This window comes from Acinetobacter sp. TWP2-2-3, from assembly GCF_049896445.1.
GTDB lineage: Bacteria > Pseudomonadota > Gammaproteobacteria > Pseudomonadales > Moraxellaceae > Acinetobacter.
Map to the genome: position 1 here is coordinate 25560 of NZ_JAFCUI010000004.1, position 22578 is coordinate 48137.

21 protein-coding genes are annotated in these 22578 nt (G+C 45.0%); 12 read left to right on the plus strand and 9 right to left on the minus strand.

What is annotated here, in order from left to right:
• Positions 1-54 precede the first annotated feature (54 nt).
• Entirely contained in the window at positions 55-1401 is a 1347-nt protein-coding gene (locus tag ACP7AK_RS07135; protein WP_425879298.1) for an OprD family outer membrane porin, read from the minus strand.
• Positions 1402-1996: 595 nt separating this feature from the next.
• Between ACP7AK_RS07135 and ACP7AK_RS07140 the strand changes: the two genes are divergently transcribed.
• Positions 1997-2731 carry a TorF family putative porin gene (locus ACP7AK_RS07140; protein ID WP_425879300.1) on the plus strand — a complete coding sequence of 245 codons (735 nt, stop codon included), beginning with the start codon at positions 1997-1999 and terminating at the stop codon, positions 2729-2731.
• A gap of 47 nt (positions 2732-2778) precedes the next feature.
• Here ACP7AK_RS07140 and ACP7AK_RS07145 read toward each other — a convergent pair whose 3' ends face one another.
• Positions 2779-4269, minus strand: coding sequence for a YifB family Mg chelatase-like AAA ATPase (locus ACP7AK_RS07145; RefSeq protein ID WP_409665578.1), 1491 nt, complete (start codon positions 4267-4269; stop codon positions 2779-2781).
• 66 nt (positions 4270-4335) lie between these two features.
• Positions 4336-4563 carry an accessory factor UbiK family protein gene (locus tag ACP7AK_RS07150; RefSeq protein WP_044108966.1) on the minus strand — a complete coding sequence of 76 codons (228 nt, stop codon included), beginning with the start codon at positions 4561-4563 and terminating at the stop codon, positions 4336-4338.
• A gap of 277 nt (positions 4564-4840) precedes the next feature.
• On the opposite strand from ACP7AK_RS07150, the gene glnK reads away from it, so the two are divergent.
• From glnK to ACP7AK_RS07185, 7 genes are all read left to right on the plus strand, one after another.
• Positions 4841-5179, plus strand: a complete 339-nt coding sequence (glnK, locus tag ACP7AK_RS07155) for a P-II family nitrogen regulator (protein ID WP_004281042.1) — start codon at positions 4841-4843, stop codon at positions 5177-5179.
• A gap of 59 nt (positions 5180-5238) precedes the next feature.
• Positions 5239-6651 carry an ammonium transporter gene (locus tag ACP7AK_RS07160; protein ID WP_191112169.1) on the plus strand — a complete coding sequence of 471 codons (1413 nt, stop codon included), beginning with the start codon at positions 5239-5241 and terminating at the stop codon, positions 6649-6651.
• A gap of 140 nt (positions 6652-6791) precedes the next feature.
• On the plus strand, positions 6792-7256 hold the full coding sequence (gene nrdR / locus ACP7AK_RS07165; RefSeq protein ID WP_004281044.1) for a transcriptional regulator NrdR: 465 nt from the start codon (positions 6792-6794) through the stop codon (positions 7254-7256).
• A gap of 2 nt (positions 7257-7258) precedes the next feature.
• Positions 7259-8347: a bifunctional diaminohydroxyphosphoribosylaminopyrimidine deaminase/5-amino-6-(5-phosphoribosylamino)uracil reductase RibD gene (gene ribD, locus ACP7AK_RS07170; protein WP_425879304.1), complete on the plus strand. Its 1089-nt coding sequence runs from the start codon at positions 7259-7261 to the stop codon at positions 8345-8347.
• Positions 8344-9636 carry a DNA adenine methylase gene (locus ACP7AK_RS07175; RefSeq protein ID WP_004281046.1) on the plus strand — a complete coding sequence of 431 codons (1293 nt, stop codon included), beginning with the start codon at positions 8344-8346 and terminating at the stop codon, positions 9634-9636. The genes ribD and ACP7AK_RS07175 overlap by 4 nt, the downstream gene beginning before the upstream one ends.
• A gap of 22 nt (positions 9637-9658) precedes the next feature.
• Positions 9659-10318 carry a riboflavin synthase gene (locus ACP7AK_RS07180; RefSeq protein ID WP_004732516.1) on the plus strand — a complete coding sequence of 220 codons (660 nt, stop codon included), beginning with the start codon at positions 9659-9661 and terminating at the stop codon, positions 10316-10318.
• Between the two features lie 109 nt (positions 10319-10427).
• Positions 10428-10973 (plus strand): VTT domain-containing protein, encoded by a 546-nt coding sequence (locus ACP7AK_RS07185; RefSeq protein ID WP_004281049.1) that lies wholly within the window; start codon positions 10428-10430, stop codon positions 10971-10973.
• A 61-nt stretch (positions 10974-11034) separates the two neighbouring features.
• Here ACP7AK_RS07185 and blhA read toward each other — a convergent pair whose 3' ends face one another.
• The 3 genes from blhA to ACP7AK_RS07200 are packed head-to-tail and all read right to left on the minus strand — an operon-like array spanning position 11035 to position 13539.
• Positions 11035-11664 carry a cell division protein BlhA gene (blhA, locus tag ACP7AK_RS07190; RefSeq protein ID WP_425879307.1) on the minus strand — a complete coding sequence of 210 codons (630 nt, stop codon included), beginning with the start codon at positions 11662-11664 and terminating at the stop codon, positions 11035-11037.
• 26 nt (positions 11665-11690) lie between these two features.
• Positions 11691-12098: a DNA polymerase III subunit chi gene (locus ACP7AK_RS07195; protein WP_174894119.1), complete on the minus strand. Its 408-nt coding sequence runs from the start codon at positions 12096-12098 to the stop codon at positions 11691-11693.
• On the minus strand, positions 12091-13539 hold the full coding sequence (locus ACP7AK_RS07200; RefSeq protein ID WP_425879309.1) for a leucyl aminopeptidase: 1449 nt from the start codon (positions 13537-13539) through the stop codon (positions 12091-12093). The genes ACP7AK_RS07195 and ACP7AK_RS07200 overlap by 8 nt, the downstream gene beginning before the upstream one ends.
• Before the next feature lie 156 nt (positions 13540-13695).
• Here ACP7AK_RS07200 and lptF point away from each other — a divergent pair, with 156 nt between their 5' ends.
• The 4 genes from lptF to ACP7AK_RS07220 all read left to right on the plus strand — a co-directional run bounded on the left by lptF (position 13696) and on the right by ACP7AK_RS07220 (position 18744).
• Positions 13696-14796: an LPS export ABC transporter permease LptF gene (gene lptF / locus ACP7AK_RS07205; RefSeq protein ID WP_004281053.1), complete on the plus strand. Its 1101-nt coding sequence runs from the start codon at positions 13696-13698 to the stop codon at positions 14794-14796.
• Positions 14797-14798: 2 nt separating this feature from the next.
• Entirely contained in the window at positions 14799-15869 is a 1071-nt protein-coding gene (gene lptG, locus ACP7AK_RS07210) for an LPS export ABC transporter permease LptG (protein ID WP_425879312.1), read from the plus strand.
• A gap of 124 nt (positions 15870-15993) precedes the next feature.
• Complete coding sequence (gene gpmI, locus ACP7AK_RS07215) at positions 15994-17541, plus strand: 2,3-bisphosphoglycerate-independent phosphoglycerate mutase (RefSeq protein WP_425879314.1); 1548 nt, start codon at positions 15994-15996, stop codon at positions 17539-17541.
• A 30-nt stretch (positions 17542-17571) separates the two neighbouring features.
• Positions 17572-18744, plus strand: a complete 1173-nt coding sequence (locus ACP7AK_RS07220; protein ID WP_425879316.1) for a S41 family peptidase — start codon at positions 17572-17574, stop codon at positions 18742-18744.
• On the opposite strand, the gene ACP7AK_RS07225 is transcribed toward ACP7AK_RS07220, so the two are convergent.
• Genes ACP7AK_RS07225 through gacA form a run of 3 tightly spaced genes read right to left on the minus strand, consistent with a single transcriptional unit; the run spans position 18745 to position 22407 of the window.
• Positions 18745-20169 (minus strand): sigma-54-dependent transcriptional regulator, encoded by a 1425-nt coding sequence (locus ACP7AK_RS07225; protein ID WP_425879318.1) that lies wholly within the window; start codon positions 20167-20169, stop codon positions 18745-18747.
• Positions 20170-20183: 14 nt separating this feature from the next.
• Positions 20184-21749 (minus strand): sensor histidine kinase, encoded by a 1566-nt coding sequence (locus ACP7AK_RS07230; protein ID WP_425879320.1) that lies wholly within the window; start codon positions 21747-21749, stop codon positions 20184-20186.
• A gap of 22 nt (positions 21750-21771) precedes the next feature.
• Positions 21772-22407 carry a response regulator transcription factor GacA gene (gacA, locus tag ACP7AK_RS07235; protein WP_004281059.1) on the minus strand — a complete coding sequence of 212 codons (636 nt, stop codon included), beginning with the start codon at positions 22405-22407 and terminating at the stop codon, positions 21772-21774.
• Positions 22408-22578 lie beyond the last annotated feature (171 nt).

Consider the following 22578-nt stretch of genomic DNA (forward strand, 5'->3'; position numbering starts at 1 on the left):
ATAAAAAAACCTGCACATTGTGCAGGTTTTTTTATGACTTGAAATTCGTATGAATTAGAATAATTTCACAGGAATGTCTAACCAGATACGCCATTCATTAGTGTCACCAATGTAGTTTCCGTATTGGTATTCATCACTCGCACGGTAGTATGAGTGACGTACACGTAAGCTGGTATCTTTAGCAAAACCAGATTGAACTGTATATTTTACCTGATTAAAGAATTCACGTTCTTGAGCATCACCAGTGATTAATTGAGAGCGATCATTTTGATTAGCAACATCAATATCCCAACCATATACAAATGCAGAAGTCCAAGATAGGCCAGGAACATTCATTGCACTGAAATCGTAAGTATATTGAAGCTGTGCTGATTTTTCATCATTACCAATAAAGTCAGACAGGTATGAGTTCGGCATATAAATGGTTTGATGACCATCACCTACACCTTGACCTAAACCATAGTCATAACCTGTATTACCTGTATTTTGTTGGTAAGCTAGCATGACATTGTGTGGGCCTTTATTATAGGTCGTAGAAATTGCCCAAATATTGTTGCTTAACTTATTTAGATCATTTGTGGTATGCGAATAAGTGTATGCACCACCATCTGACTTTTTATCCCAATCAGTATGATAGCCACTAAAGTCATGAGTTAAAGTACTACCATTCGCCAATGCATAACTATAGTTTGCATTAACATAATGACGCTCTAGGCGGTCTTTAATGTCTGTACCATAGTAAGAAGCATTCACTGCATCATTAAATTTGTATTTTGCACCCCAAACTATTGCGCGATCCAATTCATTACCATCAGATTTGATCTGGCTTGAACGCTGGTTTTCAGTAAATTTACCAGCAACGAGGCTTAAGTTTTCGATTTCATTACTTTCAACCAATACACCTGTAAAGTATTCAGGTACTAAACGCGCAGTATTGCTTGCAAGTACAGGTAAGTCTAAAACCTGAGTACCATAAGTAGCAGTCGTGTTTGAAACACGTGCTTTTACATATGCGCCGCCACGTGCCCAATGATCATAAGCTGAACCATCCGGATGTTGAGGAATCATGTCATTACCGGCATGTGCATTTTCACCCAATTTGAAAGATGCATCACCGATAATACCGGCACCAAAGCCGACTACACCTTTGGTAAAACCAGAGTCTAATTTAACGATCGCAGTCTGAGCAGCTGAACTTGTATCATTAACAACTTCACGTGCACCGGTTTGATTGTCGTTATAGTTTGTTTTATCGCGGTGCAAATAGCCGGTACGGAAAAGTACAGAACCTCCTGCGTCTTCTACAAAACCTTTCGATTCGCTTTGCTCGCTAGCGAAAGCGGTAGAAACCAAAGCAGCCTGAATCAAAACTGCTAATGTTAATTTTTTTGAATTTTGCATTGGGAAGAGAGCCTTATACAAATTGATCGGAATTTTTTAGGAATTGTATAAGAATTGCTGAAAAAATGTCATTTTTTATTGGATATATTCCACTAAAGTTTAGATTTTTTTAACTCAAATTAAACAATAGCAAGGATTTGAGGTGATTAATTTCTAACCTATCGGTAAAAATTGAGTAAAAACATAATTTTATTGGAAAGTATAAATGATATTTATAAAGTGGTGAAATGAATGTGAGCAGCTTATTTATTTTAGAACGTGCAAAAATTTGATCAAAATTTACGCACTATTTTTTAGCACAAATTTTATTCATTCTAAAAATGGAATCAAAATGGGGCAAATTGTAAATGATTATGTATAAGTATTAAAAAAGTGGTGAAATACCCTCAAATACATTTATTTAATAGAAAGCCTAGATAATTTAGTTTTTTATAGTTTAAATTTTAAATTAAAAACAATAACTTAAATTTTATTTATCTTTTTAGATTTATTATTTTGGTTCCTTCTATCCAGATTGGCATAGCTCTTGCAAATTTTGAGCTTGAGTTTAATCAATGATCAAAAAACGTCTCAGACGATCTGGGGGAGCCACACAATGAAATTAACATTAAAAGTATTATCTCTTGCTTTATTGGGCACTGTATCTTCTTTTACTTTTGCTGAAGAACCTGTTGCTGAACATACGGTATCTGGAAATATCAGCGTACTCTCAAGCTATAACCTGCGTGGTATTACTAACATTCCTGAAAATAGCGGCGCTACCTTACAAGGTGGACTTGATTATAACCATGCCTCTGGCTTCTATGCAGGTTGGTGGGGATCTACGCTAGATTACCCTTTGTCTGAAGAAGGACGTGATGCTTTCGAAAATAACTTCTATGCTGGCTATAGCCATGCAGTCAATGATGACTTAGGTTTAACGATCGGTACGACCTACTATTATTATTATGAATCTGATGTTAATTCTGATGGATTTGAGCTGTTACTGGGTATGAGCTATAAAGATTTGGGTGTTACAGCACAAACTCTTCTCGAAGATACCACTTGGGGCAATGCGGGTGATACCTATTTAAAAGCCACTTATAGCTATGCTTTACCACAAGATTTTAGCTTGGATACTGCTTTAGGTTTATATGCTTATGAAAAATCAGGTGACTTTATTGAAGGAACTACAGAAAGTTTTGGTTTCCGTCATTTTGACATCGGTTTAAGCAAGCCACTTGGTGACACAGGTGTAACTGCAAGCATGAATTATATCTTGGGTGGTTATGACCGTTTTGATGAAAAACAAAAGAATAAAGTCGTATTTGGACTGGGTTATAGCTTCTAATCCTCTTTAGATAAAAAGGCGACCTTAGGTCGCCTTTTTTTAATGATCTAAATCTGCTGCTGCCCGCGATAAGACAGGGCCTCCGAAAGATGCTGACTTTGAATATCTGGACTTTGATTTAAATCGGCAATGGTGCGTGCAACACGCAAGACCCGATGATAGCCGCGCGCTGATAAATTCAGTTTTTGCTGAGCCATTTCAAGCATATTCTGAGCAGACTGATCTAATGCGGCATATTGCTCTAACTGCTTTGGACTCAAACTCATATTCAAGGTATTTTGCCGTTGCATCTGAATTTCATAGGCTGCAATGACGCGTTGTCTAACCGTTTCTGAGTTTTCTGTAGGTCGATTGTCCTGTAATTCATGCGCTTGTAATGGCGGTACATCAATATGCAAATCAATCCGATCCAGCAACGGGCCTGAAATCCGGTTCTGATAGCGTTTAATACTTTCGGGTGAACATTGGCAGCGGATATCTTGATTGAATGCATACCCACATGGACATGGATTCATGGCAGCCACCAACTGGAAATTAGCCGGAAAGGTAATTTGGCGTGATGCCCGGGAAATGACGATTTCCTTGGCTTCCAAAGGCTGCCGTAAGACTTCCAAAACTTTACGGTCAAATTCTGGTAGCTCGTCCAGAAATAAAACCCCTAAATGTGCCAGGGTAATTTCTCCTGGTTTGGGGTGTGAGCCGCCACCGACCAATGCTACTGCAGAAGCAGTATGGTGCGGTGCTCGAAAAGGCCGTTGCCCAAAAGGGTGATTGGCATTCGCCACCGAATAAATACTGGCCACTTCCAGATTTTCCTGCGTCTTTAAGGGCGGTAAAATACTGGCCAATCGAGAAGCTAGCAAGGTCTTGCCTGTTCCAGGGGGGCCTCGGAACAGCAGGGAATGACCACCTGCCGCGGCAATTTCTAAAGCACGCCGTGGTCGTAATTGTCCTTTTACATCCGCAAGATCAAACTTATAAAAATGGTCTGTAGCGAGTGGGCCGGCTTCTATTTGCGGCAAGCGCTGCGCTTGGGAAAGATGTTCACACACTTCTTTTAAATGATTGGCTGCAAAGACTTTAAAGTCTGGGAGCTGACAGGCTTCCTGTGCATTTGGGCCAGGTAAAATCAGTTGATGCTGGTCGCTTTGACAGGCAATGGCAATACTCAAGGTACCGCTGACAGGACGTAATTGACCATCAAGGGCCAACTCGCCAATAAATTCAAGATGCTCGGTGCAATCTTCTGGAAGCTGACCTGAAGCCACTAAAATGCCTAAAGCAATCGGTAAATCCAGACGTGATCCATCTTTTGGTAAATCTGCAGGGGCCAGATTAATGGTCAGACGTTTGGTCGGAAATTGAAAGCCGCTATTCAAAATGGCAGAGCGTACCCGGTCTTTACTTTCACGTACCGCCGCTTCGGGAAGCCCCACTATAGTGAGTGAAGGCATACCCGAACTGACATGAACTTCGACTTCAATTAAAGGCGCATGCAGGCCCAGCAAGCCTCGCGTATAAATTTTAGCAAAAGACATTATTATTGTTCCAATATGGTGCGTTATTTTTATCGTTCTGGTGTCTTTTGTGCACTGTAGTTGTGCTTACTTTTTGTTCGAAATTTTCTCTTCTAATGCTTCCACCTGTTTCAGTAAATCATTCAGGCGATGATTGGCATTATTTAGGGCAGTACGCTGACGTTCTATTTCTTCTTTAGACACCAAATCCATTTTAGATACAGCTTCATTTAATAGGGCACGGATATTATGTTCTAAATCTTTCTTAGGTTGTTCGACTTGCTGCAAAATTGCTTGTAATAAAGTTTCAATCATTGTCTGATCCATCGCCGTAGAAAGGAGCGCACAGTTTAGCATTGCTAAAATGCAGACTATAGTATTTCAGACAAAATATAGACTTATTCGATTAAAGATATTGTAAAAATCCACATAAAAAATGTCTATTTTTTGAAGATTCAAAGCCTTTATCCGTATAAAATAAGGTATAAATAAACCACATGCCAGGCTTTCTAATTTCCCCCGACCTTAGGAATCTTGGCATGAAATTTGAACGTAAAACCTTACTGGTGAAATAAGCCGAAGGAAAACAAACATGAAGCTCGTAACTGCAATTGTAAAACCTTTTAAATTAGACGATGTTCGCGAAGCATTGTCTGAAATTGGTGTTCAAGGCATCACTGTAACTGAAGTGAAAGGCTTTGGTCGTCAAAAAGGCCACACTGAACTCTATCGTGGTGCTGAATACGTTGTAGATTTCTTGCCGAAAGTCAAAATTGAAATCGCGATTAGCGATGAAATGGTAGACGCGGTGATTGAATCTATTACTCGTGTGGCGAGCACTGGAAAAATCGGTGACGGAAAAATTTTCGTGACTAACTTAGAACAAGTCATCCGTATTCGTACAGGTGAAACAGGTGCAGACGCTGTCTAACTTGGCACGAAGTTTGCTGAGTACCTAATAACTCACAAAAACTTGGTTGGGGGATACGAATGAAAAAAATGCTACTCGCGTTCGGCATGGCCGGCGCTCTTTTTGGTGGTTCTGTTGCATGGGCTGAAGAAGCTGCAACAGCAACAACACCGACAGAAGAAATTGTGCTTGTTGAAGAAGCAGGCGATACAACAAATACAACAACAGACACTACAGCAGCAATTGCTGAAGCAGCGCTAGTTGAAGCTGCAGCGCCTGCAGAAGAAGAACCAACTCTAGATACCGGCGATACCGCCTGGGTTTTAACCTCTACCGCTCTAGTTTTACTCATGACCATTCCTGGCTTGGCGCTATTTTATGGCGGTATGGTCCGCAAGAAAAACGTTCTGGCGACGATGGCACATAGCTTTATTGCTGCGGCGGTGGTCAGTATTGCCTGGGTGATTATTGGTTATACCCTAGCTTTCGGTGAAGGCAATGCCTTTATAGGTGGCCTGGATAAATTCATGCTGGCCGGTATTACCACAGAGGCGCTTTCAGGCACGATTCCTGAAATCCTGTTTGTGATTTTCCAAATGACTTTTGCCATCATTACGGTTGCCATCATCAGCGGTTCGATTGCAGAGCGTATGAAATTTGGTGCTTTCGTTGCTTTTATCGCACTTTGGGTGGTGATCGTCTATGCACCAATTACCCACTGGGTATGGGGTGGTGGCTGGTTAGGTAACGACGGCGCGCTTGATTTTGCCGGTGGTACGGTTGTACATATCAACTCGGGTGTTGCCGGTCTGGTAGCAGCGTATATGTTAGGCAAACGTATGGGCTTGGGTCGTGAATCTATGGCACCGCATAACCTAACGCTTACTGTGGTCGGTGCATCTTTGCTTTGGGTAGGCTGGTTCGGTTTCAACGGTGGTTCTGCATTAGGTGCCAACGGTTCTGCAGGCTATGCTTTGATCGTGACTCAAGTCGCAGCAGCGGCCGCAGCCATCTCTTGGTTAATCACTGAAAAACTGGCACGTGGTAAAGCTTCTGTATTAGGCGGTGTATCGGGTGCAGTTGCTGGTCTGGTGGTCATTACTCCAGCTGCAGGTTTTGTGACTGTAGGCGGTGCATTGGCGATGGGTCTGATCGGTGGTGTGGTATGTTTCTGGGGGATTACTGCACTGAAACGCGCATTGAAAGCCGATGATTCTTTAGATGCTTTTGGTTTGCATGGTGTAGGTGGTATTGTCGGCGCGATTTTAACCGCGTTCTTTGCTAGCGAATTCATCATGGGTGACAATGCCCCTGCCAATGTCATGCATCAGCTTTGGGTGCAAGTGGAAGGTGTACTGGCAACCATTGCTTACTCTGCGATCATGACCTTCATTATCCTGAAAGTCATTGACTTGATCATTGGAATCCGTGTGGCATCTGATGATGAGCGTATGGGTCTGGATTTAAGCCAACATGGCGAACGTGTCGAATAATAATAAATACACCATAATCAATATATAGTGTAAAACAGCCCGAATGGGCTGTTTTTTTTCTATATGTTGCGTAAAACTCTACAAAGTTTGTAATTTTTGCTACACTCGGAATCCATCTGGATTTGTTCAATTAAACCGCTATGCATTGCCCATTTTGCAATACTGCAGACAGTAAAGTGATTGATTCACGCCTGGCAGCTGAAGGCTGTCAGATTCGTCGTCGCCGTGAATGTGTCAGTTGTAATGAACGCTTCACTACCTTTGAAAGCTATGAAGTGGTGATGCCGCGCGTCATCAAGTCGGATGGCAAAAATGAACCTTTCGATGAAGCCAAATTACGCCGTTCCCTGATGCATGCCTTGCAAAAACGCCCGGTGACCCAGGAGCAGATTGAAACAGTGCTGAGCGATATTCAGCTACAGATTCGCCGTCTGGGTGAGCGTGATGTGAAATCACGTACCATCGGTGAAATCGTGATGCAGTCTTTATTCGCACTTGATCATGTTGCTTATGTGCGTTTCGCTTCGGTCTATCAGGATTTTCAGGATGTCGAAGCTTTTCGTCATCAGATTGAACAGATGCAACAACGAGAATTACAAGAATAAGCATGGCTGAACTGAATCAAGATCAAATCTGGATGCGCCGGGCCATTGAATTGGCACGTCAGGGGCAATATTCCACCAAACCGAATCCGAATGTCGGCTGTGTCATTGTTAAAGATGGCATCGTCATTGGTGAGGGTTTTCATCCCCAGGCAGGACAGCCGCATGCCGAGGTGTTTGCGCTGCGTCAGGCGGGTGAGCAGGCACGTGGTGCAACCGCTTATGTGACTTTAGAACCTTGTGCGCATTATGGCCGGACGCCGCCTTGTGCCAAAGGCTTAGTCGAGGCAGACGTGGCTAAAGTTGTCGTGGCCTGTCCTGATCCCAATCCGCTGGTGGCCGGCAAGGGTGTACAGATCCTGAAAGATGCTGGCATTGAGGTAGACGTTGGCATCTGTGAAGATGAAGCGCATCAGCTGAATCAAGGCTTCCTGAAAGCCATGGCGACTGGTCAGCCGTATGTGCGTTTAAAAATTGCCTCAAGCCTGGATGGTCGTACTGCCATGGCATCGGGTGAATCGAAATGGATTACCGGTGTGGAAGCGCGTCAGGATGTGCAGCATTGGCGTGCAATTTCAGGCGCGGTGATCACCGGAATTGATACAGTTCTTGCGGATGACTGTCAGCTGAATGTGCGTCAATTGGATGGCGTTGAAGATATCAAGACAGTGGTGCAACCGAAACGGATTATTCTGGACCGTCAGGGGCGTTTACCACTCAACGCAAAAATTTTAGTGCAAGCCGACACCGTGATGGTGATGGGACCATTTCGTCAGGAGCTTGCAGATCTGGGTGTGCTACACTTGCCGGTACAGCCTTTAGCAGAATTATTAAAGCAACTGGTTCAACAGCATCAGATTTATGATGTCTTGGTGGAAGCAGGGGCGACCTTATCTACGGCATTTTTACAACAAAAATTGGTTGATGAACTGATCAGTTACGTTGCACCGACCCTATTGGGTCAGTCTGCGCGTACCATGTTTAATGCAGAATTTAGCCATATGGCCGAACAACTCCGATTTAAGCTGCGCGATGTAACTCGCTTGGGTGATGACGTGCGCTTTAGGCTAATTCCTTTTCAAGAGACATTATGAGTTCAGAGTCTACTGTTTATCATAAACGTCGCCATGCGGCACGTACCACCGATGAATATCTTTTCCATCAACTGGTTCCCTATCTGGGCAATAAGCGCCGTTTACTGCATTTAATTCTGGAAGCTCTGGAGAGTACGGGAACCCTGAAACGTAGCGATGGCCGTGCTCCAATCTTTGCTGACTTTTTTGCAGGTTCAGGCGTGGTCTCGCGTTTGGCCCGTCAGAATGGTTATCGCGTCATTGCCAATGACTGGGAACCGTATAGCCATGCGCTGAATCATGCGGTACTGGCCTGTACTGAAGCACCGGCATTTAAAGAACTCGGTGGCTATCAGAAAGCGATTGATTATCTGAACCGTCTGCCGGAAGTTAAAGGCTGGGTGACGCATAACCTGTGTCCGCGTAATGATGAAATTTATGATCCAGCCCGTGATCGTTTGTTCTTTAAACGTCGTAACGGCATGCGTATTGATGCCATCCGTCAGCAGATTGCAGCCTGGCAGGCACAAGGTGCAATTGATGATGTGGAAATGTCTGCCTTGCTGGCACCCTTGCTGTATTCCGCCAGTTTTGTCAGCAATACTTCTGGTGTTTTCAAAAGCTTTCACCATGGTTGGGGCGGGAAAACCCAAACTGCGCTGGAACGGATTGAATCTTTACTATGGTTAACGCCAAGTCGTTTTTGTGAATCGGATCAGAAAAAAGGAATGGCCGCAGAAATGTGGTGTGTCGATGCCCAGCATTTGGCCAACCAGATGAGTGGTTTTGAAGTAGATGTAGCTTATCTGGATCCACCGTATAATCAGCATGCCTATAGCAGTAATTATCATGTGCTGAATGCGCTGACCTTATGGGATCAGGCCGATTTGCCGACTCCAGATACCAAGGGCTTTAAGAGCGGGATTGACCGGGCATGGCGCAAAGAGCGTCCGAGCCAGTACAATTCCTCTAAATATGCCAAAGAAGCTTACGAGAGCCTGTTGGCCACCATCAATGCACGTTTCATTCTGACCAGTTATTCAACTGACGGTAATATCAGCGCTACCGATTTGTTACAGGCCAATCTGAAACGTGGCCGGGTGACCTTGCTAACCCAGGATGTGCCGCGTTATCGTGTTAGCAAACAGCGCCAGTCTGAACGTGCCCGCGTGCTGGAATTTATTGTGATTACCGATACCCACGCCAAGTCAGGTCCACCGATCCGTCAATTACTCAGCCAGCTGCATCATTATGCAGAATTGGGTGGTGTGGATACGACCGGCGTTAGTACCCAGTTGGCCCTCTGGTAAAAGAATTGAAAAGGAAATAAAAATGTTTACAGGTATTATCGAAAGCCTCGGCAAAGTCGAAAGTCTGCAAAGCGTTGGTGGTGATGTACGTTTACGCATCCAGACCGATCTGGACATGTCTGATGTACATCTGGGTGATTCTATCGCGACCAATGGTATCTGCCTGACCGTGATCGACTGGGGCGAGAACTGGTATGCGGCTGATGTTTCCCGTGAAAGTCTGAACCGGACCACGCTCGGCACCTGGAAAGCCGGTCAACCTGTCAATGTTGAAAAAGCCATGTTGCCGACTACGCGTTTTGGCGGTCATATTGTGTCAGGTCATGTCGATGCAGTCGGCGAGATCACCCTGGTACGTGAAGATGCACGTTCAATTTATTATGAAGTGACTGCACCTGCTGAAATTGCCAAATATCTCGCAGAAAAAGGCTCGGTCACAGTCGACGGCATCAGTCTAACGATTAATCATTTGCGTGGTAGCGTGATTAGTCTGAACCTGATTCCACATACTGCTGAACGGACCAATATCGGTACCTGGAAAGTCGGTAGCAAGGTCAATCTGGAAGTGGATGTATTGGCACGTTATATCGAGCGTTTATTGCTCGGCGATAAAGCCGCCGAAACCACTGAACAATCAAAAATCAGCATGGATTTCCTGGCTGAAAATGGTTTCTTAAAATAAAAGAAATGTTGATTTACTGAACAGTCTGATTGAAAAATTAGACTGTTTTTTTATTTTTCGGGATAATCAGCAGTTCAACTTGCAAATATTGCCTTGGTGGACGGGTCGAATGCTCGATTTTTTACTTAACTTGGAACAGTCATTGCCGCTATTGCTCGATCAATATGGGGTATGGATTTATGCAATCCTGTTTCTGGTGATTTTTGCAGAAACCGGTTCGGTGTTTTTCTTTTTCCTGCCCGGCGACAGTCTATTGCTGGCTGTGGGAGCTTTGTGCGCCAGCAGCGATCTGGTGACCCTGCATTCGATGGGGCTGTTGTTATTCACTGCCTCGGTGCTGGGCTATAGCGTGAATTATTACACCGGAAAAGTTCTCGGTTTAAAATATTTCAATCAACATTCACGTTATTTCAAGCCGGAATATATGGTGAAAACCAACCACTATTTTATGAAACATGGCGGTAAAACTATTTTAATCGCACGTTTTATTCCCTTTGTCCGCTCATTTGGCCCTTTTGCCGCCGGTTCAGCGCATATGAGCTTTGCCACATTCAGCTTTTACAATATTGCGGGTGGCATCCTCTGGATTGGCACTTTATTAAGCATTGGCTATCTGCTCGGAAATGCTGCCTTTATGCTGGCAGATTTTTTGTAAGATGCGACATAGAAGATAAAAAAGCCCGAATTTTCGGGCTTTTTTAATGTGAAAGGATCATTTAAATATTGTGAGGCTGATCAGAAAATTCAGAATTTTTCAGCATATACTCGATTTCTTCTTTGGCTGCCGCACGCATTTTTTCACGAAGTGCATTCACGGTCTGTTCAATCACGGTTTCTGCCTCAAGTTCCAGACGTAAACGCACACTTTCTAATTCGGATAAAATGGACTGGTCCTCAATCTGGATGCGACCTTTGGCAAAATCAAAAGTCGTCTCAGGATTTTTTGCATAACGTGCGACATAGTGCTGCACTTCAGCCTCTAGATGCGTATTTATTTCAGCGAGCGCCTGACTCTGTTCGCTAAATTTGCGCTGTTCCTCATGACGTAGCTGTTCTTGATAGACCTGTTCTTCGGCACGTTTCTCGGCCAAGGCCTTTTCAAGCGCAAGCTGTTTGCGAATACGGGCTTCTTCAATCAATTCGGCCTTGCGCTGCGCATACGCGGCTTCGATCTTGCGTTCAGATTCCTGTTGCAAGCGCTGGTCGCGACTCTGCCATTCTTCCAAAGACGTTTCTGGCTTTAAAATATCGCAGATCCGAGAGAGGTCATCGATAAAGGTCTGACGTACAGCTTCCGGCACATTTAACCAGCGCTGTTTAAAATCGGGACCTACATTTAATGCCACGTGCCTCTCCTTGTGGATGATATCGGTTAAAGCTTATGGGTGTCCGGTTCAATACCTAAACGACGATATTGCTTGAATTTTTCACGACCCAGCTGTTTAGCCGTTTCATGGTTTTCAATGATCTCAATAATGTGACTAAATTTTGCGTAAGGTTCAAGTGCTTCCGGATTAAAATTGAAAATAATCCAGTCGGACTGTTCCGGTAGTGTCGCCGAAATACAGACCGTGGCCTGAGGCTGGTCAATACCATGTGGAATAAAACTGACTGGATCAAAACTCCACAAACATTCATCTAGCTGCTGTTGCAAATCTGTATCGGCACACAGTAACCAGATCCGCGCCGGCTGACGCAGAATCTTACGACATAAACGACAAGTGCTGTCCACTTGTCGTTCAGGGCTTTTTTCAAATAAATAAAAGCTGACTTTAGCCATTGCTTTGAACGCGATTCGCCAGGAATTGCATTAATAATGGGACTGGACGGCCCGTTGCGCCTTTATTGGTACCTGAGTTCCACGCTGTGCCTGCAACATCGAGATGTGCCCAGCGATATTCACGGGTAAAACGTTGCAGGAAGCAGGCTGCAGTCACAGAACCGGCTTTTGGACCACCGATATTGCCAATGTCGGCAAATGGTGAATCCAGTTGTTCCTGATAGTCTTCCAGTACCGGCATACGCCATACCCGGTCAAAGGAATGCTGGCCGGCAGCTTCTAGTTCTGCTGCCAGTTTATCATCTGGCGTGAACAGACCCGTTAGTACTGAACCCAAAGCGACCACACAGGCACCGGTTAAGGTCGCAATATCAATCACCAAAGCAGGATTAAAACGTTTTACATAGGTCAAGGTATCACATAGGACCAAACGACCTTCGGCATCGGTATTCAGGATTTCAACCGTCTGACCGCTCATGGTCGTTACGATATCACCAGGACGGGTGGCTTTACCTGAAGGCATGTTTTCTGCTGCAGCGATGGTTCCCACCACATGTAGAGGTAAGCGGGCTTCGCACAATGCACGCATTGTACCGAGTACAGAAGCTGCACCGCACATGTCGTATTTCATCTCGTCCATGCCTGCGCCTGGTTTAAGGGAAATACCGCCGGTATCAAACGTAATGCCTTTACCCACCAAGACTACCGGTGCTTCGCTACGCTCTGACTGATATTCCATGCTGATAATCCGACCAGGACGCTCTGAACCTTTACTTACCGCAAGGAAGGCGCCCATGCCTAAATCTGCCATTTGCTGTTCATCCAGCACTGTGACTTTAAGTAGGTCTGGATATTCAGCCGCCAAAGCCACCGCCTGTTCTGCAAGATATTCAGGGAAACAGATATTGCCCGGACGGTTGCCCAGGTCACGTGCCAGATTTTGTCCGCTTTGCACTGCTTGTACCTGTTGCAACTGTTCGGTAGTTAAGACGCTATGAGTGGCAATCAGGTCGATCTGCTCGAGCACAAATTCATTCTTCTTGGATTTATATTCATCATAACCATAGCTGGCCTGAGTCAGGAAGAGCGCAAACAGATAATGGAATTCTTGTGGAAGTTGTGTCAGATCTACAGAAATCTGTTTGAATTTTTTTTGAGTGACTTGAATAATAGTTTGCGCGATTTTTGCAAGTTTTGCCGGTTGCAGTTCAGCGACCTTGCCTAAACCAATTAGTGCTGCATGGCTGGACTGGCTCACCTGACCAATCAGGCTCAGGCTTTCCGCCAACGCTGCCTTGAATTGAGAGGCTTCAATTAATGTGTCTAAATTATTGATTTGATAGGTTGCGGTTGTATTCTGAAGTTGTTCTGAGTCAACTAAAATCAACAAAGATTGACTTGATCCATTCTCTGGGAATGACGTATTAATTGTAAGTTTCATATTCTGTTTTCACGCCTGTCTAGATGGGTAAATCATTCAGTCATTGAAACATTTATCCGAATAGATTTTCAATGGGCAGGGCGGCCTAGGTTTTATATTTTTGCTATTCGGGTAAACTAGCACTCGTTTTATGGACCTTATTTTGGAAGAATTAATTTGATTATTCGGCGTTATCTGGTCAAGCAAGTTGTCTCGACATCCTTGGTGGTGATTGCCTTATTGACCTTGATCATGATGGGCGGTCGACTGATCAAGTATTTTGGTGTCGCGGCGCAAGGCCGTCTGGATGCAGGCATTTTATTTAGCATTATTGGCTACCGTTTGCCTGAATTCTTGACCCTGATTCTTCCGCTCGGTTTCTTTATTGGACTGATGCTGGTGTTTGGCCGTTTATATGTCGACCATGAAATGGCCGTGATGAATGGCAGTGGCGTCAGTCGGCATCAATTGGCGCGTCTACTGGTGCCGATGACCCTGGTGTTTTTGATTGCTCAGGCCGGATTGATGCTGTGGGCTGCGCCGTGGGGCATTCGCCAGTTTGAAGCCCTGACCACCAGTCAGGCGGTACGTACCGGCTTTGACCTGGTGCGACCGAAAGAATTTATCTCCTCTGGGCCCTATACCATTTATGCCGGTGACCTGTCAGAAGACCGTAAAAATTTAAAAGATATTTTCTTTTATCAGCGTGCGGAAAAAGAAGGCAAACCGGATGTGATGATTCTGGCGCAGGAAGCCACCCGAATTGAAGTACCGAATGATGCTGCCAATGTGGTGGATTTGGTCAATGGACGCCGTTATGAGATCTATCCGGGTACACCGCAATATACTCAAGCTGAATTTGAAAGCTATCGTCTGCGCTTAGAAAGCGATGAAGAAGCGCAATTTGCCAGTACTGAAGTTGAGGCCTTACCGACCTCGCAATTGTGGCAGAACCGTCAGGATCCTGTGGTGGCCAGTGAGTTGGGCTGGCGGGTGTTTGTTCCTTTTGCGATTCTGATTGCCCTGATTCTGGCTGTGGCCTTGTCTGAAGTGAGTCCACGACAGGGTCGATATCTCAAGTTATTTCCTGCCCTCATGATTTTTGCCAGTCTGATTGTGGCCCTGATGGCAGTGAAGACGCGGATCAGTAAAGAAGAAATGGGCATTTGGGCCTATCCATTGATTCTGATTGCCTATGCAATTGCGGGTGCCTTGTTCTCGCGTAAACAGAAATTAGGCCCGAAAATCAAGAAACAGATTCAGCGAGTGAGGTCTTAACAATGTTGGCACGTCGTATAGTTGCAAAACATGTGACCCAAACCACTGCGCTGGCGATGCTGGGTGCAACCGGGGTATTGGCGGGTTTACAGGTATTATTTACTTATCTGGGTGAGCTTGGTTCGCTCAAAGATGGTTATGGTGCCTGGGATGCCTTGAAATATGTGCTTTGGGGCGCACCAAATTATTTATATGAAATCCTGCCGATTTCTGCACTGATTGGTGCAGTTTTAGGTCTTGGTACATTAGCCTCGAATAGTGAGCTGATTGTGATGCGTTCGGTCGGCGTGAGCTTATGGCGTATTGTCGGGTGGGTGATCCGTTCAGCACTGTTGTTGGTGGTGTTGTCATTTGCCCTGAGCGAGTGGGTCATTCCTTATACCAATGAACAGGCCAAAAGCGTAAAAAGTGCCAGTAAAGCCGCTCAGCTCGGTGAAGTTCGTGGTTACTGGACTCGGGAAGGGCAGCGCTTTATTTATATCGATTATGCTAACTCGCAAGGTCAGTTGAAAAATGTGCAGATGCTGGACTTTGACCAGAACTATCGTTTGCGCGGTACCTTGCAGGCAGATCAGGGCCAATTTGTTAAAGATGGTTCCTGGACGCTGGACAACACAGAGCAGTTCGATATTCTCCAAAATGGTAATGCCACACTGGTTAAGCAGCAACAGCAACCTTTAGCGCTAGCATTACAGCCTAAATATGTGCATATGGTGACGATTGATCCTGAAGATTTATCGCCGAGTCAACTGGTCAGTTTCATGAGCTATATGCATGAATACAGCCAGGTGCCTAAAACCTATCAGCTGGCCTTCTGGCAAAAACTCGGCTCGCCTTTTGCCCTGATTGCACTAGTAGTGATCGCCTGTTCATTTATCTTCGGGCCATTACGTCAGCAATCCATGGGTTTTCGTCTGGTGATAGCTTTATTTGCCGGACTGGGTTTCTTCTATCTGCAGGATTTCCTCGGCTATGCCAGCTTGATCTATGCACCGTCTCCGGCCTGGTTCGTGTTTATTCCGATTCTGATCATGTTCGGCATTGGCGGATACTTGCTGCATCGGGCACGCTAAGGTACAGGAAAATAGAACAAATCAATCATCATGAGAGGCTTAAACCATATAGGGGTCATGGCCTCTTTTTATAAACTTCGCTAAAATAGAGCGATTAATTCGTAGACGAACAGAGTATTTCATTATGACGGATGCAACTGCTGGCAAAATCCCTCACATTTTGGTGATTATGGATGGTGTGGGTCATCGCGAAGCGGTCGAAGACAATGCGTTTTTAGCAGCTAAACGACCAAATTTAACTGCGATACAGGACAAGCATCCGCATGGTTTGATCTCGGGTTCAGGTGAAGATGTCGGCCTGCCAGATGGCCAGATGGGTAACTCGGAAGTCGGACATATGAACCTCGGCGCAGGTCGTGTGCTGTATCAGGACTTTACCCGGATTACCAAAGACATTCGTACGGGCGACTTCTTTGAACATGAAGTTCTGGTCGATGCAGTTGAGAAAGCCAAAGCTGCAGGTGGGGCAGTACATTTGCTTGGCCTTTTGTCTGAAGGTGGTGTGCACTCCCATGAAGATCATATTGTGGCGATGGCAGAGCTAGCGCTAAAACGCGGTGCGCAAGTCTATTTACATGCATTCTTAGATGGTCGTGATACGCCGCCTAAAAGCGCACAACCTTCTTTAGAAAAACTCGATGCCTTATTCGCTCAATATCCAGGTCAAGGTCGTATTGCCACCATGATCGGCCGTTATTTTGCCATGGATCGTGACAACCGTTGGGATCGTGTTGAACAGGCCTATCGGTTGTTGACTGAAGGTGAAGCGGTTCGTACAGCTGCCAGCGCAGTTGAAGGTTTGGAACAGGCTTACGCAGCCGATGAGTCGGATGAGTTTGTTAAAGCGACCCGTATTGGCGATCTGGCGAAAATTCAGGATGGCGACAGCGTCGTATTTATGAACTTCCGTGCCGATCGTGCCCGTGAATTGACTCGCGCATTTGTAGAAAAAGACTTTGCAGGTTTTGAACGTAAAGTGGTGCCAAATCTGGCGAAGTTTGTCATGCTGACGCGTTATCAAGCCACGATTGATGCACCTGTAGCGTATATGCCTGAAGCGTTGAAAAACTCGATTGGTGAATACTTATCTGATTTGGGTAAAACACAGCTGCGCATTGCGGAAACAGAAAAGTATGCGCATGTGACTTTCTTCTTCAGCGGCGGCCGTGAAGATGAATACCCAGGTGAAAAACGTATCCTGATTCCATCGCCAAGCGTAGCCACTTATGACCTTAAACCGGAAATGAGTGCTTATGAAGTGACTGATGAGCTGGTGGCTGCGATCAATTCAGGTGAATTTGACCTGCTGGTGGTGAACTTTGCCAATGGTGATATGGTCGGTCATACGGGTGTATTCGATGCTGCGGTGAAAGCTGTTGAAGCGGTTGATACCTGTTTGGGCCGGGTTTATGAAGCGGTAATGGCGCAAAAAGGTCATATGATTGTGACTGCCGATCATGGTAACGTAGAGCAGATGCAGGACTATCACAGTGGTCAGGTACATACTCAGCATACCACTGAATTGGTTCCGTTTATTTATGTCGGCCCAACTCAGGCCACGATTGCAGAAGGCGGTGTATTGGCAGATGTAGCGCCGACTTTATTAAGTCTGATGCAAGTTCCGGTACCTGCTGAAATGCAAGGTCGTAACCTGATTCAGCTTGATGCATAATTTTCGATAAAATTCTAAAAAGGTCAAAGAATGGCAAGAACACGCTGGAAGTCTGTTGTAATACCATGCTTAGTGATGTGTTTGAGTCATTCAGCTTGGGGTGCGGGTTCAAATGAGCCGGCATTCGATGATATGGAAATGGATGGGCAGGTCTATTCCGAAATTCCTGTGGCATCCATTCAAGAATTCGTACAAATTTATGGCATCGTAAAAGATAATTATATCCAAGATAAAAATGACGATGCCTTGTTTCAACAGGCCATTCAGGGTCTGGTCAGTGGCTTAGATCGCTATTCCCGTTATTTGTCGCCTGAAGATTATAAGCAACTGCGTGAATATACCGAAGGTGATCTGGCCAGCATTGATTTTGATCTGCAATTTGACCCGCGGTTGAAGCAATGGGTAGTTCAGGGACTGAGTTCCGATGCTGATTCAGCCAAGCAGGGACTTCGAAATGGCGTCACGGTTTATAAAATTGACGATCAGGTATTAAATAGCCTGAATCAGGAGCAAGTCCGGCAGTTATTGAGCGGAGCCGTTGGCTCTACGCTCATGATCCAGCTTTCCCCGCAAAGTCCGGCCGTTCGTCTGGTCCGCAATACCAAGCTGGATACCGAAATTAAATCGAGCTTGCACAATAACCAGGTGCTGGTTTTACAGGTCAAGGTTTTTCAGCAAGATACTGCCAATGAAATCAAACGTCTGATTGAAAGTTATTCGGATAAACGCTTAAAAGCCGTATTATTTGATCTGCGCAATAATCCCGGTGGCTTACTCTCGGCTGCAGTTGAATCTGCCGATTTATTTTTGAATCAGGGCGTGATTGTCTCGACCAAAAGCCGTGCTGAAGGCAATCAGCAATTTCAGGCCTTGCCGAGTTTTGAGTTCCAGAATCTGAAAGTTGGGGTGCTGATTAATAACCGTTCGGCTTCTGCAGCAGAAGTGTTTACTGCAGCCTTGAAAGAACATAATCGTGCCTGGGTAGTCGGAGAAAAGAGCTATGGCAAAGGCGTAGTACAGAAACTCTTTCCTTTAAGCAATGGTTCAGCCTTACAGATGACCGTATCGCAATACTTTAGCCCGAGTGGCCAGATGATTGAAGGGCGGGGCGTGCAGCCGCATTTCAACTATCCCTTTAAGCAGGAAATGCGTGAGGAGAGCTATTTGGAACATGTCACAGACTTGCTGCTCCTGCAAAAATAATTATTCGTCTTCTTCGGTATCCAGTCCGAACTTTTTCAAACGATAGCGCAGGGAACGGAACGACATGCCGAGTTTTTTTGCGGCCAGTGTTCGGTTCCAGTGAGTCAGATTCAGCGCATTGAGTAAAATTTCTTTCTCGACCTTTTCCAAATATAGCTCTAGACCCTCTTCAGGCAGCTTTTTAGGTGCAATCAGGGTTTCGGTCGCAATGATCTCGCTCGTGAGCGTATTCATCTCCTGAGAGCTGTTTAGCGCCTGACGTAGCGGTGCACTCTGCAAATGCTGAAGATCAATCCGCTCTTCATCACTTAAAGTAATCGCGCGTTCCATAATATTACGCAATTCACGTACATTACCTGGATAATATTGTCCCAATAAGAACTCTTTACTGCGTTCGGTCAGTTTTTTATTGGGAATGCCCCATTCCTGGCAAATCTTCTGAATAAAGTGTTCGGCCAATAACGGAATATCCTGGCCGCGTTCACGCAATGGCGGTAAAGTCAGATCCATTACATGAATACGGAAATATAAATCCTGACGGAATTTGCCTTGTTGCACCAAGGCTTCCAGATCCTGATGGGTGGCACTGATCACGCGGAAATCCACATCAATTTCGGTATCTGAACCGAGTGGACGAATACGTTTTTCCTGTACGGCACGTAACAGTTTGACCTGCATGGAAAGCGGTAATTCTGCAATTTCATCCAGAAACAGGCTGCCCCCATGTGCAGATTGAATCAGTCCCTGTTTGTCCTGAGCAGCGCCGGTAAAGCTGCCTTTTTTATGTCCAAACAGTTCACTTTCCATCAACTCAGTCGGAATGGCGCCACAGTTAATCGCAATAAAAGGACCTTCATTGCGGTTACTCAGGCGATGGACCAGATTGGCCACGACTTCTTTACCTGTTCCCGATTCACCCGTGATAAAAACCGGTGCCTGGGATCGGGCAATTTTTTGTAAGGTAATGCGCAATTGCTGAATCGGCAGGGATTGTCCAATCAGCATTTTATGTTCGAGCGCATCGTTCGGATTATTATGCGAATAATCCACCGGTTTATTCAGCGCTTTTTGTAAGAGTTGCTCTAGGTGTTTTTGATTAATCGGTTTACTGACAAAATCAAAAGCCCCTGCTTTAAGCGCGGCAATGGCGATTTCCATGTTGCCATAGGCGGTCAGAACCGCGACCGGAAGTGCCGGATAGAGGTTGCCTATCCAGTCCAGAAGCTCCAAACCATTGCCATCGGGAAGGTTTAAGTCGGTCAGACAGGCATCATATTGATGATTGGCAAGGCATTTTTTAGCGTCTTCCAAACGATGGGCAATGTGCGTGCGAATTCCCATGCGCAGCAATGACATTTGCATGAGGGTACATAAATCTTCCTCATCATCCACCAAGAGCACCAGTGGTTGTTGTTCCCCATTCATCTTCCTTGACCCCTTTAAAGCGTAATACGTTGACAGCTGATGCGAAAGCATGCGCCCTGTTCTTGTTGTATATAGTTTAATTGTGCCTGATTTGCTTCGCAAAAACTATGTGATAAATACAATCCTAATCCGGTACCACTAATCGATGTGCTAAAAAAGGGTTTAAACAATAGAGCTTGGTCATGTACGGCTACGCCAGAGCCAAAATCCCGTACGTCAATCCAGACCCGATGTTCATAGGGATGCACATTCAGCTGAATATAAGCAGCATCGGCTGAATTGTGACGAATCGCATTACGAATCAGATTAATCAGGATTTGCCGGAACTGTGCTTCATCAAACTGAATCACCAAAGGGATATCAATATTAAATTGAATCTGATCGCGAATATCGGCCAAATCTTCCTGGATAAATAACGGGATAAATTCATTGAGATGAATCGGCACCGGATGGGTTTCTTTATTTTTGACCATATTTAGCGTGTCCTGAATAATTCGGTCAATCCGGGTCGCCTGTCGACCAATCATCTGCTGGAGTAGCTGTTGCTGTTCAGTTTCCGAGTCCAGATATAAATCATTGGCCTGTACAATGGCCGCCAATGGATTACGAATTTCATGAGCAATACTGGCTGATAGCTGACCCAGAGCAGCAAGTTTGAGTTGCTGCACCTGCTGATTTAATTTTTTGGCATCCTGTAACACCAGTAGCATTAGAGTCTGATGCGGCACAATCAGCTTTTGTACCTGCACATGAATATTATAGCGACTTTGCTGGGATTCAAACTGAAAGCGCTCACCATTTTCCAGGGTTTCAAAATGGATCAGTTCAAATAAATCTGGCTGTGACTGAGATAAGGTGAATTTCTCATGACCGTATTTGGACTCAATTCCCAAAAGATTACAGGCAGCGGGATTACTGAGTACCACATGGTAGTTTTCATCCAGTACCAGATAACCGGTTTCAATCTGTTCCAGAATATAGCGGTTAATATTCTGTAAGCGATGCAGTTCCAGTGATTGAGAGAAGTTCAAATTTTCTAGAATCTGAAAACGCCGCACGGCGATCTGCCCAGTGCCATAAACCACAAAAAACAAAAAGGCCAGCAGGGCGCTATTACTGATATTACTGAGTGATGAAAATGCAAAAATACTGCCGATAAAATGCTGATAAATAACGCTGATGACCGCAATAAGGGTGACAACTAAGGCCTTTTTTGCATCTAATAATAAAGATGCAGAAAAGATGGTAATCACAAACAGCAGCCCAATTTGCAGATTAGGACCGTCGCTCGCCAAAGTCAGCAAACTTAAAACGCAGACATCGCTAAAGAAAATCATAATCAGCTGCGGCTGGATCAGGCGTCTGATCCATTTCAGCACAAACAGCTGTACGGTATTGATCGCAACCCCGATTCCCAGTGCATAATAATACAGCTGCGGGTATTGATAATCGGTGGTGAGTTCGGGGTAGGTCAGCAGAAAAATCAGCAACAAACCGGTGCTGATCAGCAGACGATAAGCGCTGTACCAGATACCGAGATGGTATTGATTCAGTTCAGCATAGTTTTTTTGTTGTGCCATATGCACCGGAACTCGTTAAAAGCTAAGGTTTAATGAGTCCATAGCGCATGGCCAGATGAGTCAGTTTAACATCGCTATCGATATTCAGTTTTTCAAAAATACGGTAACGATAAGTATTCACGGTTTTAACACTCACAAAGAGCTTGTCGGCAATTTCCTGGGCGCTGATACAATTCACGACCATCATCGCGACTTGCATTTCACGTTCTGACAATGCATCAAAAGGCGATTGTTGTGTATCAGAAAGGTAAGAGCTTGCTAACTGTTCCGCAATGTCTGCACTGAAATATTTGCCGCCTTGCATGACTTTGTTAATCGCACGGACCATTTCCGAAATCGGGGCCCCTTTGGTGATATAACCTTTGGCACCGGCTTTCAATAACAGGGACGGATAAGGCTCTTCTGCTAAACCGCTAACCGCCAAAACTTTGGTTTCCGGCGCACTCTGAAGTAGACGGCGCGTGGTTTCTACGCCACCAATGCCCGGCATATTCACATCTAACAAAACTACATCAGGATGATGTTGACGAACTAGAGAGATCGCTTCTTCACCAGATTCAGCTTGTCCAATTACCTGAACCTCCGCATGGTCTTCTAGCATTCTGCAAATTCCAGTACGAACTAATTCATGGTCGTCCACAACTAAAACTGTGATCACCTACGCTCTCCCTCTGTTAAAAAAATCATTTTTTTGTTACATAAAGCAAAATAAGCTTGCAATGAAAGTACAAAATTAGCAATCCTATTCGCAAGATTAAATCTGAAACTTATCACACAGTGTCAAGAACAAAAAATGTTCGGCATTGTGTTTAAATGTAAGGCATATTAG

Bases quoted from the DNA above. Each gene is read 5' to 3' on its own strand.
- glnK (WP_004281042.1), top strand. From the start codon at position 4,841: ATGAAGCTCGTAACTGCAATTGTAAAACCTTTTAAATTAGACGATGTT.
- ACP7AK_RS07225 (WP_425879318.1), bottom strand. From the start codon at position 20,169: ATGAATGGGGAACAACAACCACTGGTGCTCTTGGTGGATGATGAGGAA.
- ACP7AK_RS07185 (WP_004281049.1), top strand. From the start codon at position 10,428: ATGCTCGATTTTTTACTTAACTTGGAACAGTCATTGCCGCTATTGCTC.
- ACP7AK_RS07145 (WP_409665578.1), bottom strand. From the start codon at position 4,269: ATGTCTTTTGCTAAAATTTATACGCGAGGCTTGCTGGGCCTGCATGCG.
- ribD (WP_425879304.1), top strand. From the start codon at position 7,259: ATGGCTGAACTGAATCAAGATCAAATCTGGATGCGCCGGGCCATTGAA.
- ACP7AK_RS07175 (WP_004281046.1), top strand. From the start codon at position 8,344: ATGAGTTCAGAGTCTACTGTTTATCATAAACGTCGCCATGCGGCACGT.
- ACP7AK_RS07230 (WP_425879320.1), bottom strand. From the start codon at position 21,749: ATGGCACAACAAAAAAACTATGCTGAACTGAATCAATACCATCTCGGT.
- ACP7AK_RS07200 (WP_425879309.1), bottom strand. From the start codon at position 13,539: ATGAAACTTACAATTAATACGTCATTCCCAGAGAATGGATCAAGTCAA.
- nrdR (WP_004281044.1), top strand. From the start codon at position 6,792: ATGCATTGCCCATTTTGCAATACTGCAGACAGTAAAGTGATTGATTCA.
- ACP7AK_RS07195 (WP_174894119.1), bottom strand. From the start codon at position 12,098: ATGGCTAAAGTCAGCTTTTATTTATTTGAAAAAAGCCCTGAACGACAA.
- lptG (WP_425879312.1), top strand. From the start codon at position 14,799: ATGTTGGCACGTCGTATAGTTGCAAAACATGTGACCCAAACCACTGCG.
- ACP7AK_RS07140 (WP_425879300.1), top strand. From the start codon at position 1,997: ATGAAATTAACATTAAAAGTATTATCTCTTGCTTTATTGGGCACTGTA.
- ACP7AK_RS07160 (WP_191112169.1), top strand. From the start codon at position 5,239: ATGAAAAAAATGCTACTCGCGTTCGGCATGGCCGGCGCTCTTTTTGGT.
- ACP7AK_RS07135 (WP_425879298.1), bottom strand. From the start codon at position 1,401: ATGCAAAATTCAAAAAAATTAACATTAGCAGTTTTGATTCAGGCTGCT.
- ACP7AK_RS07180 (WP_004732516.1), top strand. From the start codon at position 9,659: ATGTTTACAGGTATTATCGAAAGCCTCGGCAAAGTCGAAAGTCTGCAA.
- gpmI (WP_425879314.1), top strand. From the start codon at position 15,994: ATGACGGATGCAACTGCTGGCAAAATCCCTCACATTTTGGTGATTATG.
- ACP7AK_RS07220 (WP_425879316.1), top strand. From the start codon at position 17,572: ATGGCAAGAACACGCTGGAAGTCTGTTGTAATACCATGCTTAGTGATG.
- ACP7AK_RS07150 (WP_044108966.1), bottom strand. From the start codon at position 4,563: ATGATTGAAACTTTATTACAAGCAATTTTGCAGCAAGTCGAACAACCT.